Origin of the sequence: Modestobacter sp. L9-4 (assembly GCF_019112525.1) — a bacterium.
Classification (GTDB): Bacteria; Actinomycetota; Actinomycetes; order Mycobacteriales; family Geodermatophilaceae; genus Modestobacter.
Map to the genome: position 1 here is coordinate 3665896 of NZ_CP077800.1, position 12809 is coordinate 3678704.

At 73.3% G+C, this 12809-nt stretch carries 13 protein-coding genes and 1 tRNA gene; 10 read left to right on the top strand and 4 right to left on the bottom strand.

Features of this window, described 5'->3' with window-relative positions:
- Positions 1-81: 81 nt before the first annotated feature.
- A complete protein-coding gene (locus tag KUM42_RS17370) occupies positions 82-603 on the bottom strand; it encodes a hypothetical protein (protein WP_237493776.1) in 522 nt (173 codons plus the stop codon).
- A 147-nt stretch (positions 604-750) separates the two neighbouring features.
- On the opposite strand from KUM42_RS17370, the gene KUM42_RS17375 reads away from it, so the two are divergent.
- The 7 genes from KUM42_RS17375 (at position 751) to KUM42_RS17405 (ending at position 7563) form a co-directional block, all read left to right on the top strand.
- Positions 751-2166, top strand: a complete 1416-nt coding sequence (locus KUM42_RS17375) for a glycine--tRNA ligase (RefSeq protein WP_237493777.1) — start codon at positions 751-753, stop codon at positions 2164-2166.
- Between the two features lie 99 nt (positions 2167-2265).
- Entirely contained in the window at positions 2266-3426 is a 1161-nt protein-coding gene (gene dusB / locus KUM42_RS17380) for a tRNA dihydrouridine synthase DusB (protein WP_237493778.1), read from the top strand.
- A gap of 82 nt (positions 3427-3508) precedes the next feature.
- Positions 3509-3967, top strand: a complete 459-nt coding sequence (locus KUM42_RS17385; protein ID WP_237493779.1) for a hypothetical protein — start codon at positions 3509-3511, stop codon at positions 3965-3967.
- 59 nt (positions 3968-4026) lie between these two features.
- Positions 4027-4656, top strand: a complete 630-nt coding sequence (locus KUM42_RS17390; RefSeq protein WP_237493780.1) for a YdcF family protein — start codon at positions 4027-4029, stop codon at positions 4654-4656.
- Between the two features lie 11 nt (positions 4657-4667).
- On the top strand, positions 4668-5144 hold the full coding sequence (locus KUM42_RS17395; RefSeq protein ID WP_237493781.1) for a hypothetical protein: 477 nt from the start codon (positions 4668-4670) through the stop codon (positions 5142-5144).
- Positions 5144-7030: a DNA primase gene (gene dnaG, locus KUM42_RS17400; protein WP_237493782.1), complete on the top strand. Its 1887-nt coding sequence runs from the start codon at positions 5144-5146 to the stop codon at positions 7028-7030. The genes KUM42_RS17395 and dnaG overlap by 1 nt, the downstream gene beginning before the upstream one ends.
- Before the next feature lie 47 nt (positions 7031-7077).
- Positions 7078-7563, top strand: coding sequence for a hypothetical protein (locus KUM42_RS17405; protein ID WP_237493783.1), 486 nt, complete (start codon positions 7078-7080; stop codon positions 7561-7563).
- A gap of 7 nt (positions 7564-7570) precedes the next feature.
- On the opposite strand, the gene KUM42_RS17410 is transcribed toward KUM42_RS17405, so the two are convergent.
- The gene (locus KUM42_RS17410; RefSeq protein ID WP_163610675.1) at positions 7571-7780 is read right to left on the bottom strand and encodes a hypothetical protein; all 210 of its coding nucleotides are present in this window, start codon (positions 7778-7780) and stop codon (positions 7571-7573) included.
- Between the two features lie 135 nt (positions 7781-7915).
- Here KUM42_RS17410 and KUM42_RS17415 point away from each other — a divergent pair.
- Positions 7916-7991, top strand: a tRNA-Asn gene (locus KUM42_RS17415).
- A 161-nt stretch (positions 7992-8152) separates the two neighbouring features.
- Here the strand turns inward: KUM42_RS17415 and KUM42_RS17420 are convergent.
- Positions 8153-9004, bottom strand: coding sequence for a nuclease-related domain-containing protein (locus KUM42_RS17420; RefSeq protein WP_237493784.1), 852 nt, complete (start codon positions 9002-9004; stop codon positions 8153-8155).
- Positions 9005-9512: 508 nt separating this feature from the next.
- Here KUM42_RS17420 and KUM42_RS17425 point away from each other — a divergent pair.
- Positions 9513-10496: an AAA family ATPase gene (locus KUM42_RS17425; RefSeq protein WP_237493785.1), complete on the top strand. Its 984-nt coding sequence runs from the start codon at positions 9513-9515 to the stop codon at positions 10494-10496.
- Between the two features lie 81 nt (positions 10497-10577).
- Complete coding sequence (locus KUM42_RS17430) at positions 10578-11303, top strand: YoaK family protein (RefSeq protein ID WP_237493786.1); 726 nt, start codon at positions 10578-10580, stop codon at positions 11301-11303.
- Positions 11304-11318: 15 nt separating this feature from the next.
- Here KUM42_RS17430 and KUM42_RS17435 read toward each other — a convergent pair whose 3' ends face one another.
- Positions 11319-12728, bottom strand: coding sequence for an MFS transporter (locus tag KUM42_RS17435; RefSeq protein WP_237493787.1), 1410 nt, complete (start codon positions 12726-12728; stop codon positions 11319-11321).
- Positions 12729-12809: the final 81 nt, after the last annotated feature.

Consider the following 12809-nt stretch of genomic DNA (forward strand, 5'->3'; position numbering starts at 1 on the left):
CAGTGCACGACCGGATCGGCACCAGTACTCCTGCCTGACCTGCGCGTTCTCCGTCCGGAGGTGTTCCGGAACGGGCCCGGGTCAGCCCCGCTCGGCGACCTCGACTGTCCGGCGGAGCGCCTCGAGGTCGTGGTCCAGCTGCGCCCGCAGCGCCGGCCGGGCGGGGGTGGCGGCCAGCTGCTCGAGCGAGGTCTCGACGGCGCGCACGAGCTGCCGGGCCGCGGCGACCCGGGCGTCGTCGCCGTCGGCGGTGTGCAGCCGCAGCTCCCAGGCCCGCACCTCCAGCCGCGCTGCGGTGGCCGTGAGGACGTCGTCCACGCCCGAGGCCCGGCCCGGCTCCCGGGCCGCGCGCGCGACCTCCACCGACAGCTCGTCGAGGCCCCGGTCGAGGTCGGCGCGGTAGGCGGCCCACGCGTCGGCGTCGGCCTGCACGCAGCGCTCGTGCACCCGGCGCAGGCGGTCGCGCAGCGGCGCCAGGACCCCGCGGACGGCGCGGGCGCTCGCCGGGTGGTCGCGGCACAGGCCCGCGGTGACCCGGGCCAGCCGCTGGTCGACGACCGACGGGCGGGTCGTGGGGGCATCGGCCGTGTCGGACGCGGTCATGCGCCGGACGGTAGGGGCGCAGGCCGGAGGTGCTCCACCGGCCGGGGATGAACACGTGGTGGCCGGTGGGGTCGGCCGGGGAACGGCCCGGCGAGGCCGACTAACGTCAGGAGCTCACCCGCCGACCGCCAGCCGGATGGAGCCTCCGTGCCCAGCGACGCCCCCACCCCCGCCCGTACCGCCGACCCCGCTCGCCTGGAGAAGGTGGTCAACCTCTGCAAGCGCCGGGGGATCGTCTTCCCCTCCGGTGAGATCTACGGCGGCACCCGCTCCGCCTGGGACTACGGCCCCCTCGGCGTCGAGCTGAAGGACAACATCAAGAAGCAGTGGTGGCGCACCGTCGTCCAGAGCCGGGACGACGTCGTCGGCCTGGACTCCTCGGTGATCCTGCCGCGCAAGGTGTGGGAGGCCTCCGGCCACGTCGGTGTGTTCACCGACCCGCTGACGGAGTGCCAGAACTGCCACAAGCGCTTCCGGGCCGACCACCTGGAGGAGGCGTACGAGGAGAAGAAGGGCCGGGCGCCGGAGAACGGCCTGAGCGACATCACCTGCCCCAACTGCGGCGTCACCGGCCAGTGGACCGAGCCGCGCGACTTCAACATGATGCTGAAGACGTACCTCGGCCCGGTCGAGGACGAGTCGGGGCTGCACTACCTGCGCCCGGAGACCGCCCAGGGCATCTTCGTCAGCTTCGCCAACGTCATGGGCGCCTCGCGGAAGAAGCCGCCGTTCGGCATCGGCCAGATCGGCAAGTCCTTCCGCAACGAGATCACGCCGGGGAACTTCATCTTCCGCACGCGTGAGTTCGAGCAGATGGAGATGGAGTTCTTCGTCAAGCCCGGCGAGGACGCCGAGTGGCACGACTACTGGATCGCCGAGCGCACCCGCTGGTACACCGACCTGGGGATCGACCCGGACAACCTGCGGCACTTCGAGCACCCGAAGGAGAAGCTGAGCCACTACTCGACGCGCACCGTCGACATCGAGTACCGCTTCGGCTTCCAGGGCTCGGAGTGGGGCGAGCTCGAGGGCATCGCCAACCGCACCGACTTCGACCTGAAGACCCACTCGGAGCACTCCGGCAACGACCTGAGCTACTTCGACCAGGCCACCAACGAGCGCTGGACCCCCTACGTCATCGAGCCGGCGGCCGGTCTGACCCGCTCGCTGATGGCCTTCCTGGTCGACGCGTACACCGAGGACGAGGCGCCCAACGCCAAGGGCGGCGTCGACACCCGCACCGTGCTGCGCCTGGACCACCGGCTGGCCCCGGTCAAGGCCGCCGTCCTGCCGCTGTCGCGCAACGCCGACCTCTCGCCGAAGGCCCGCGGCCTGGCCGCCGACCTGCGCAAGAACTGGAACGTCGACTTCGACGACGCCGGTGCGATCGGCCGCCGCTACCGCCGTCAGGACGAGGTCGGCACCCCGTTCTGCCTCACCGTCGACTTCGACACCCTCGAGGACAACGCGGTGACCGTGCGCGAGCGCGACAGCATGAGCCAGGAGCGCGTCGGCCTGGACCAGGTCGTCGGGTACCTGGCCGCCCGCCTCCCCGGCTGCTGAGGCGGAGTGGATCCGTCGCGGTCACCGCGACGGATCCACTCCACCCGCCCGCTCGGCTGTGGTCCCGGGCACACAGCCCGGGCACCTACCCTGGACGACGTGACCACGACCCTCGAGCGGACGACGGCGCTGCCGGCGCTGCAGCTGGGGAAGCTGACCGTGGACCCGGCGGTGGTGCTCGCGCCGATGGCCGGCATCACCGGGCCGGCGTTCCGCACGCTGTGCCGGGAGTTCGGGGCTGGCCTCTACGTCTGCGAGATGATCACCACCCGCGCGCTGGTGGAGCGCAACGAGAAGACGCTGCGGATGGTGCGGGCCACCCCCGACGAGGCCGACGCGTTCTCCGTGCAGCTCTACGGCGTCGACCCGGCCACCGTCGGTCGCGCGGTGGAGATGCTGGTCGACGAGCAGGTGGCCGGCACCCGCCCGGCGCACATCGACCTCAACTTCGGCTGCCCGGTGCCCAAGGTGACCCGCAAGGGCGGTGGCTCGGCGCTGCCGTGGCGCCGCGTGCTGTTCGGCAACATCGTCCGGGCCGCGGTGGCTGCCGCCGGCGACGTCCCGGTGACGGTGAAGACCCGCATCGGCATCGACCCCGAGCACACCACCTACCTCGACGCCGGCCGGATCGCCCAGGACGCCGGTGCCGCCGCGATCACCCTGCACGGGCGCACCGCCGACCAGCTCTACAGCGGCACCGCCGACTGGGCGCCCATCGCCAAGCTCGTCGAGACCATCGACATCCCGGTGCTCGGCAACGGCGACCTGTGGGAGGCCGACGACGCGCTGCGGATGGTGGCCGAGACCGGCTGCGCCGGCGTGGTCGTGGGCCGCGGGTGCCTGGGCCGGCCGTGGCTGTTCGCCGACCTGGCCGCAGCCTTCGCCGGGTCGGCGCAGCGCACGCTGCCGAGCTTCCGGCAGGTCGCCGAGGTCATGCACCGGCACGCCACGCTGCTGGTCGCCGAGCACGGCGAGGAGCCCTACGGCTGTGCGGACTTCCGCAAGCACGTCGCCTGGTACCTCAAGGGCTTCGCCGTGGGCTCCGACACCCGCCGCGCGCTGGCCATGGTCAGCAGCCTCGACGAGCTGGCCGGGCTGCTGGCCGGCATCGAGGACCAGCCCTACCCCGAGACCGTGCTCGGCGAGCCCCGCGGACGGACGACGTCGGCCCGGCCGGTGTCGCTGCCCGAAGGCTGGCTGGCCGACCGCGACGACCCCCGCCCGCCGGCCGGCGCCGAGCTCCTGGTGGGTGGCGGATGACCCCCGTCGCGGCCACGACGGTCGAGCGAGCATCGCAGGGAGCGCCAGCGACCGAGGAGCGGAACGAGACCGGAGGCGACACGTGAGCGCCGGACCGTTCCTCTACGACGACGGCCCCGCACCCCTGCACACGGGCGCGCCGCGCCAGCGCAACGGCCTGATCATCGGCCTGCTCGGTGGCACGGTGGTCTTCTCCGTGGCCATGGTCGTCCTGATGACCCTGTGGAGCGGCAACGGCGCCGACCAGTCCCGCCAGGTCGCCACCGTCTTCACCTCCGCGCTGTCCCAGGGGGACCTCACCACCTCCTACGCGCTGATCTGCGACGACGTGCGGGCCGCGGTGCCCCCCGACCAGCTGGCCGCGCAGTACCTGCACCCCGGCGTCCCGCAGGTGACCGGGGCGGAGTCCAGCGAGTACGAGGGCTCACCTGCCGAGCTCATCACGGTGCGCTGGGACGACGCGGGCTCGGTCACCACGACCGTGCTGACCCTGGTCCCCGAGGGTGGCACCAAGGTCTGCGGGACCACCGCTGCGAGCTGACCGGCGGGCCGTCCCCAGCGGCTCCCCGGTCCGTCGTCGCCGCGTGGTACCCATGACGCGTGGCAGCGTTGACGGGGCGGTTGGTCGTGCGGGTGGTGGGTGCGGCGGTGACGTCGGTGCTGCTGCTCACCGGGGCCACCGGGCTGGCCATCTGGTGGACGGCGCGGCAGGACGACCGGCCCCCGTCCGACGCGCTCGTGGTGCTCGGCTCCGCGCAGTACAACGGCGTCCCGTCGTCGATCTTCGAGGCCCGGCTGGAGCACGCGCTGGCGCTGTGGCGTGAGGGTGTCGCGCCGGTGGTGGTGACCGTGGGCGGCCGGGCCGAGGGCGACGAGTACAGCGAGGCCGAGGCCGGCCGGCAGTACCTGCTGGACGCCGGCATACCGGCGGACGCGCTGCTCGCCGTCCAGGAGGGCGAGGACACCCTGGAGAGCATGCGGGCGGTCGCCGGCACCTTCGACGAGCGCGGCTGGCGCACCGCCGTCCTGGTGACCGACCCGTGGCACGCCATGCGCGCGCAGAAGATGGCCGAGGACGCCGGCATGGTGGCGACCAGCTCGCCGACCCGGCAGGGGCCGGCCGTGCAGACGCGCACCACGCAGCTGAAGTACATCGTGCGGGAGACGGCCGCCTACCTGCTCTACCGCGCGACCGGCGAGAGCGTCGCCGGGGCGCCGGGCATCGGCTGAGGAGGACAGGAGTGCTGGAGCTGGGCAGGCGCGGGTCGCACGGCACGCCGCAGGGCACCTTCCCCGTGCTCGCGGACGGCGTCGCGGTGGCGGTGCTGCGCGCCTCGAACTGGCGGGAGCAGGCCACCGCCGACGTCGGCGGTCGGTCCTGGGTCTTCGGCCGCGCCGGCAGCCGGGACGTGACGGCCCGGTGGGCGGCCGACCCGGACGGCACCGCCCGCATGCGGGCACACCGTCCCTCCTCCTGGAGGAACGACTGGACACTGGACCTGGAGGGGGTGGCCGTGCAGATGGCGAACGCGTCGTCGTGGAAGGGCACCAACCGCTACACCCTGGACGGGCGGCAGGTCGCCGAGAGCGGCACGGTCAGCTTCTGGTCCACCGACCGGACGCTGCAGGCCGACCCGGTCCTCACGCTGGACGCGCAGGTCTTCCTGCTGTGGTTCGAGCGCGTGCTCAGCCGTCGGCGCTCCGCGGCGGCCGCCTGATGCCCGGCCGGGGACGCATCCGGGCCGCCGACATCGCCACGGTCCGCGAGCGGTCGAAGATCGACGAGATCGTCGGGGAGCACCTGCAGCTCAAGCGCGCCGGCGGCGGCAGCCTCAAGGGGCTCTGCCCGTTCCACGACGAGAAGTCGCCGTCCTTCCAGGTCACGCCCTCGCGCGGGCTGTACCACTGCTTCGGCTGCGGGGTGGGTGGCGACGTCATCCGCTTCATCCAGGAGATCGACCACCTGTCGTTCTCCGAGGCCGTCGAGCTGCTCGCCGGGCGTACCGGCGTGCAGCTGCAGTACGAGGACGACGGCGGCCGCGCCACCGCCGGCCCCGACCGCGCGCACGCCGGCCAGCGCGCCCGACTGGTCGCGGCGAACACCGCGGCCGCGGAGTTCTACGCCGCGCAGCTCATGACGCCCGACGCCGCACCGGCGCGCAGCTTCCTGGCCGACCGCGGCTTCGACCGGCAGGTCGCGCTGGACTTCAGCTGCGGCTACGCCCCCGGCGGCTGGGACACCCTGACCCGGCACCTGCGCGGGCTGGGCTACACGCAGGAGGAGCTGGTCACCGGCGGGCTGGCCAAGGAGTCCTCCCGCGGCACGCTCATCGACCGGTTCCACCGCCGGCTGACCTGGCCGATCCGGGACATCACCGGCGACGTCATCGGCTTCGGTGCCCGCAAGCTGATGGACGACGACCCGGGCCCGAAGTACCTCAACACCCCCGAGACGCCGCTGTACAAGAAGAGCACCGTCCTCTACGGCGTCGAGCGGGCCAAGCGCGACATCGCCCGCAGCCACCAGGCCGTCGTCGTCGAGGGCTACACCGACGTGATGGCCTGCCACGTGGCCGGCGTGACCACCGCGGTCGCCTCCTGCGGCACCGCGTTCGGGCCTGAGCACATCAACGTGCTGCGCCGGCTGCTGATGGACCAGGACGAGTTCCGCGGAGAGGTGATCTACACCTTCGACGGCGACGCGGCCGGCCAGGCGGCGGCGATGAAGTCGTTCAAGGAGGACCAGCGCTTCGTCGCGCAGACCTTCGTCGCGGTCGAGTCTGAGGGCCGCGACCCCTGCGAGCTGCGCCAGGCGCACGGGGACGCCGCCGTGCGCGACCTCATCGCCCGGCGCACGCCGCTGATCGAGTTCGTGCTGCGGACGACGCTGGCCGAGTACGACCTGGACACCGTCGAGGGCCGCGTCGCCGCACTGGATAAGACCGCGCCGCTGCTGGCCCAGATCAAGGACCACGCGCTGCGCCCGGCCTACGCCCGACGCCTGGCCGGTCTGCTCGGCCTGCCCGACGAGTCCGAGGTGGTCGCGAAGGTGCGGCAGCTGTCGGTGACCGACGGGGTGGGGGAGAAGCGGCCGCCGTCCCGCGGTCGTGCGCCGGCGCGCTCACCAGAGGACGCCGCCCGCGAGGTCGAGCGGGAGGCGGTGAAGGCGGCGCTGCAGTGTCCCGAGCTCGCCGGGCCCGACTTCGACGCCGTCCCGGCCGAGGCTTACACCGACCCGGATTACGCGGCCGTGGCTGCGGCGGTGTCCGGTGCCGGGGGGGCAGCCGGGGCGACGACGTCCGGTGCGGCCTGGCTGGACGAGGTGACCGAGCACTGCGACCGCGAGTCGGCGAAGGCGATGCTCACCGCGCTGGCGGTCGAGCCGATGCACTCGGTGGGGGAGAACGACCCCACCTACGTCAACGCGCTGATGGCCCGGCTGCAGCTGATGGCGACCGAGCGTGAGCTGATCGGGATCAAGAGCAAGCTGCAGCGCACGAACCCGGTCGAGGACCCCGAGGGCTACACGAAGCTGTTCAAGGCGCTGATCGACCTCGAGGCGCTGGCCCGGTCGCTGCGCAACCGGGCGGCCGGCGGCCTGTGAACCTGCTCGGGCGGCTGCGTGGCGGTCTGGCGCGCCCGCCCGAGCAGGTGCGTGTGCTGCTGGGCTACCCGGACGAGCGGGTCCTGGCCTGGGGTGAGCTGGTGGCGGGCGGCTGGCTGGTGGCCACGAGCCACGGCCTGCGGTGGGACGGCGACGTCCTGCCCTGGCACCGGATCGGCACGGCGCGCTGGGCGGCGGCGGGGGAGGGCGGCACGTTCACCGTCGTCCCGCTGGCCGAGGTGGAGCCGGGCGTGCAGGCGCGGGAGGCGCCGCTGCGGTTCGTGCTGCGCACCGCCGGGGAGCTGCCGGCGGTGCTGCGCACCCGCGTCGACCAGACGGTGGCGACCAGCCAGCGGCACCCGCTGGCCGGCGGCGGTTCGGTGCTGCTGGTGGCCCGCCGGCTGCCCGGTCAGGCAGCGCGGGAGTGGACCGTGGTGTTCGACGACGACGCCGACCGCGATGACCCGGCCGCGCGCCAGGTCGCGCGGGAGCGGCTGGCGGCCGCCGTGGACGCCGACGACCCCAGCCGCTGAACCGGGCTCAGTGGCCGGTGTCGGTGCCCATGCGGGTCTTGACCGAGTCGACGGCGGCGTCGGCGCGGGCCTGGGCGACACCGGCGGCGGCCTGCAGGCGCGGGTCGTCCTTGGCCGAGGCGTAGAGGCGACGGATCTGCTCGTAGCGCTCACGTCCGGCCTTGGCGCCGAGGACGTAGCCGGCGCCGAAGCCGGCGAGGAAGGACAGCTTGGCCACGAGGGACCTCCTGGGATCGGGGGAGCCGTTGACGGTACCGGCCGGTCTCGCAGGCGACCCGCCGAGAACCCCCTGCCCCTGAACCCCGCCTTCGGTGTAGTAACCTGGACGAGTCCGCGGGTCACGGCCCGCTGATCCCTCGTAGCTCAATTGGCAGAGCATGCGACTGTTAATCGCAGGGTTATAGGTTCAAGTCCTATCGAGGGAGCCACCCGAGCCCCTGGTCAGCGTCTCCGCTGGTCAGGGGCTCATCGTCATTCCGGGCCGATCTGCTGGTGTCCGGTGGAGACGGACAGCACCGTGTCGGCACGGCGCCTGGGCCGTCGTCGCTGTCCAACGCCTGGTTGCAGGCGTGGGACGGCGCCGACCGTCTCAGGTCGCGGGCCGAGTCAGACTCGGCCTCCGGTCCTCCGCGGCAGGAGGGAAGGCCCAGGCCAGCAGGTCTGCGATCCGCGCCTGGGCCGTGGACTCCAGCAGACCGGGCAGCTCCAGGACCGATCGGACCGACTCCGGTGTGCCCAGCAGGACGCCCTCGACCAGCTGCACGCCGCTGGGCCTGGCGGGACCGGTCAGGCAGAGCACCGGCCGCACCGGCGCACTGACTCCCAGTCTGGCCAGGGCCGTCGTGACCTCCTGGGCCTGACGGCGGACGCCGGCGAGCAGCCTCCCTCCGTCACGGCCGCCGATGCGCAGCCGGCCGTTGGTCGTGGACAGCGATCCGGCCAGGTTCTTGGCATCGACGACGTACACCGCGTCGGCGGCCACGACCAGGTGGTCGATGTTCGCGGCGGACCCCACCCGCAGGCGACGGTCGTGCAGGACCGGCAGGCCGGTGGCGATGAGTGCTGCCCCGACCGCCTGCTCGCCGCGGACTCCCTTCACCCAGTTGTCCTCGGCGCCCGTGACGCGGACGGGCTCGCGGGCAGCGGTGCGCCGCAGGGTGGGGGCGGCGTCCCAGGACATCGATCCGCGCGCCGGCCACCGCTCCGGTGCGAGCGCGCGCCGTGACGTCCAGCGGGCGTGGAGGCTCGCGAGCGGGAGTCCGATGACCGACACCCAGAACACGGCGACCGCCGGCAGACCGATGACGATCGCGACCGCCCGTCCGACGGGACCCGCTGCACTCAGTGCTGACGTGGCGAAGACGATGACGAGGCTGAGGGCCAGCGACCAGCGCCACCTGCGCACGGTGGGCGGGACTGCCCGCCGCGGCATCGTGGTCATCTGCACGGGCAGTGGGGCCCCCGCCGGGATCCTGGGCGCCGGCCTCGACCGTGCCGTCTGGACGACGGGCTCGGTCAGCATCCGGCGCATGGCCTCCAGCTCCGCGGACAGGCCCGGGCGACTGGTCGCGAGAGGACGCGCGCACGTCGTGCAGAGCCACGCCCGTTCGGCCTCCCCGGCAGTGACCCGCCATGCGCGGTCCCCGCTCGCCAGGACGGTGGGGCACCGGTGACAGTCCGCGTCGAGGGTCATCACGACCGGCGCCAACCCGCTGTACATGAGCGGGAGTCTTCGTGACCCGCGGGCGACAGCCCAGACCTGAGCCGGGGTGCTGACCCGACGGGGGCAGGCGCCCACTGGACCACGGACGGTGAGCCCGATGATCAGCTGTCCGCGAGGGGAGAGAGGTCTCGCTCCGGCGTCCACGGTGCGGCTCCACGCCACGGTTGCACCGGCGTGGAGCAGCTCACGACCAGCCTGCTGACCCAGGCGCGCTTACGCTCGTGGGATGCCGTCCAACCGCAAGTCGCTGGACGACCTCCGCGAGACCGTCGGCCGTCTGGGCGAGCAGCTCCCGCGCCCCGGCATCCGCGGTGTCGACGACCTGTTGAACGACCTCTTCGGTGGCCGCCCCGGGCCTGCCCGTCCGCTCGCGGAGATCCAAGCCGACCTCGACGCCCTCATCGGGCTCGAGGCGGTCAAGGAGCAGGTGCAGGCGCTGGTCGCCTTCCTGCAGGTGCAGGCGCGCCGCAAGGAGGTCGGCCTGCCCGAGGCGGCGACGTCCCAGCACCTGGTGTTCCTCGGCAACCCGGGCACGGGCAAGACCACGGTCGCCCGGCTGCTGGCCGAGATGTACCGGGCGGTCGGCCTGCTGCAGAAGGGCCACCTGGTGGAGGTGGACCGGGCCGGCCTGGTCGGGCAGTACGTCGGGTCGACGGCGATCAAGACCGACCGCGTCATCCGCAAGGCGCTCGACGGCGTCCTGTTCATCGACGAGGCCTACTCGCTGTCCCCGGACTCCGACGGCCGGGTGGACTTCGGCCCGGAGGCGATCGAGGTCCTGCTCAAGCGGATGGAGGACCACCGGCACCGCCTGGTGGTCATCGTGGCCGGCTACCCCCAGCTGATGGAGGCGTTCCTGGCCTCCAATCCCGGTCTCCGCTCGCGCTTCGCCCGGGAGATCGAGTTCCCCGACTACTCGACCGCCGAGCTCGAGGCCATCTTCACCGGCGTCGTCCTCCAGCACGAGTACGTCCTGGAGCACGGTGCCGCGGCGACGCTGCGCCGCACGCTCGGTGGCCTGACGTCGGACCAGGAGTCCGGCAACGCGCGCTTCGCCCGCACCCTGTTCGAGCAGTCGCTCAACCGGCAGGCCCTCCGGCTGACCCGCGAGGGCCGGAGCGTCGACGACCTGGACCGGGACGACGTCTCGACCCTCGCCGCGAGCGACATCGCCGAGGCCGCCCGTGCGCTGGGCGACCAGCCCAGCTGAGGACGTCGAGAGCGGGAGCCGCCCGCGGTGGTGGACGATGACCGATCGTCCGGCGTTCCCGTCCACCTCCAGGAGCCAGCTGTGTCCGACGACCGGGGCCGACGGCGGTGGTACGCCGACTACCTGAGCCACCCGCGGCACGGTCCGCTGCCGGCGCTGCTGCTCGTGCTCACCGTCTTCACCGGCCTGGTCGACGCGGTCAGCATCCTGTCGCTGGGCCGGGTCTTCGTGGCGAACATGACCGGCAACGTCGTCTTCATCGGCTTCGCCCTCGGTGGGGCGCCGGGCTTCTCCCTCCAGGCGTCGGTGATCGCGCTGGTGGGCTTCCTCTCCGGCGCCGCGGTCGGCGGCACGCTCGTCGCCCGACACCGGGGCCACCGTGGCGTCCTGCTGCGCAACGCGGTCGCGGCGGAACTGGTCCTGCTGGTCGCCGGCGCGGTCGTCCTGGCCGTCGGCGACCAGCCGTACGGGGCGGTGCCGGTGGACGTCGTCGTCGCCTGCGCTGCCGTCGCACTCGGGCTGCAGAACGCGGTGGTGCGCGCGCTGGCGGTCCCGGACCTGACCACGACGGTGCTCACCATGACGCTCACCGGCATCGCCGCCGACGTCCGCACGAAGGACTGGCGCACCGCCCTGCGGCGACTCGCCGCCGTGGTCGCGATGCTCGGCGGCGCGCTGGTCGGGACGTTGCTGGTGCTCGGTCCCGGTCCGGCGACCGCCCTCGCGGTGGCGTGCGGCCTGGTGGCCGTCGTCCTGGTCGGGGCGACGCGGGCGGCTCGGGGCACGGCGGGTTGGCACGCCCCGTGACCCGAGCCGCCCTGCTCAGGCGCGGGGCCGCAGCAGCTGGGTGAGCGGCGTGACCACGAGCATCACCGCGGCCAGGATGAACGCCGTCCAGCGGAACGCGTGCTCGGCGCCCAGCCCGAAGTAGATCGAGCCCACCACCGCCGAGCCGAAGCCGAGCGACGCCTGCATGACGGTGAGCAGCAGTCCGCCGCCGAGGCCGGCGAGGTGGCCGTGCACCTGGCTGAGGATGACGCCCATCAGCGGCGACCACAGCAGGGCGACACCGACGCCGACCACGACCATCGGTGCCGCCACCCGCCACATCGAGTAGACCTCCGTCGCGCCGAACCCGTCGACGACCAGCCCGATCCAGGCGAGTCCGGCGGCGGTCAGCACGCCGCCGGCGGCGAGCACGCTCACCCCGAAGCGCTGCATCAGCCGGCTCGTGGCCATCGACGCGGCGAAGAAGCCCATCGACATCGGCAGCAGGCTCAGGCCGATCCGCAGCGGCGACAGCCCGTGGGTGCCGGCCAGGAACGCGTAGACGAACATGAAGCCGCCGAAGGTGATGAACACCGGTGCCGCGACCAGCAGGCCGATCCGCACCGTGCGGAAGGCGAACAGCTCCGGCGGCAGCAGGGGCAGACTGCCCCGGCGCTGCAGCCGCACCTGCCACCACACCAGCGCGGCCAGGGCCACCGGCGCGGCGACCAGGCAGATCCAGGTCCACAGCGGCCAGCCGGTGGCGCGCCCCTCGGTCAGCGGGAAGATCAGCAGGGTCATCGCCGCACCCAGCAGGGCGGCGCCGGTCCAGTCCAGCGCCGTCCGGGTGGGGGCCTTGGTCTCGGGCAGGTAGCGGGCGACGCCGATCATCACCAGCAGCGCGACCGGGGTGTTGATCCAGAACACCGAGCGCCAGCCCAGGTCGGAGCCGGCCAGGCTCCCACCGACCAGGAACGCCAGCGAGCTGGAGAGCCCGGCGGTGGCGGCGAACAGGCCCAGTGCCCGGGCGCGGTGGTGGCCCTCGGAGTTGGCGTGGATGCTCGCCAGCACCTGCGGGGACAGCGCAGCGGCCGACAGGCCCTGCAGGAACCGGGCGGCGACGAGCTGGCCGGGGTCCTGCGCCACGGCGCAGAGCAGGCTGGTCACGGCGAACGTGGCCAAGCCGATCAGCAGCATCCGCTTCCGGCCGAACGAGTCGCCCAGTCGGCCACCGATCACGACCAGCGCGGCGTAGACCACGCCGTAGGCGGCCACCACCAGCTGCAGCGTGCCGGCCGAGGCGCCGAGCTCGACGCCGATCTGGCGCAGCGCGACGTTGACGCTGAACACCGACATGACCGGGACGACGGCGGCGGCCAGCGTGGCGAGGAGGGCGATCGGGTGCATCCGGCGGGGCTCCGCAGCCGGTGGCGCGACCGTCGGGAGGGAGGTGTCCTGACTCATGCGGGTCAGCGTGGGGCCGCGCGGATGCTGGTGGTGAGAGCCTGTCGATCCTGGTACTGCCAGACCCCTGGCTGACCGGCT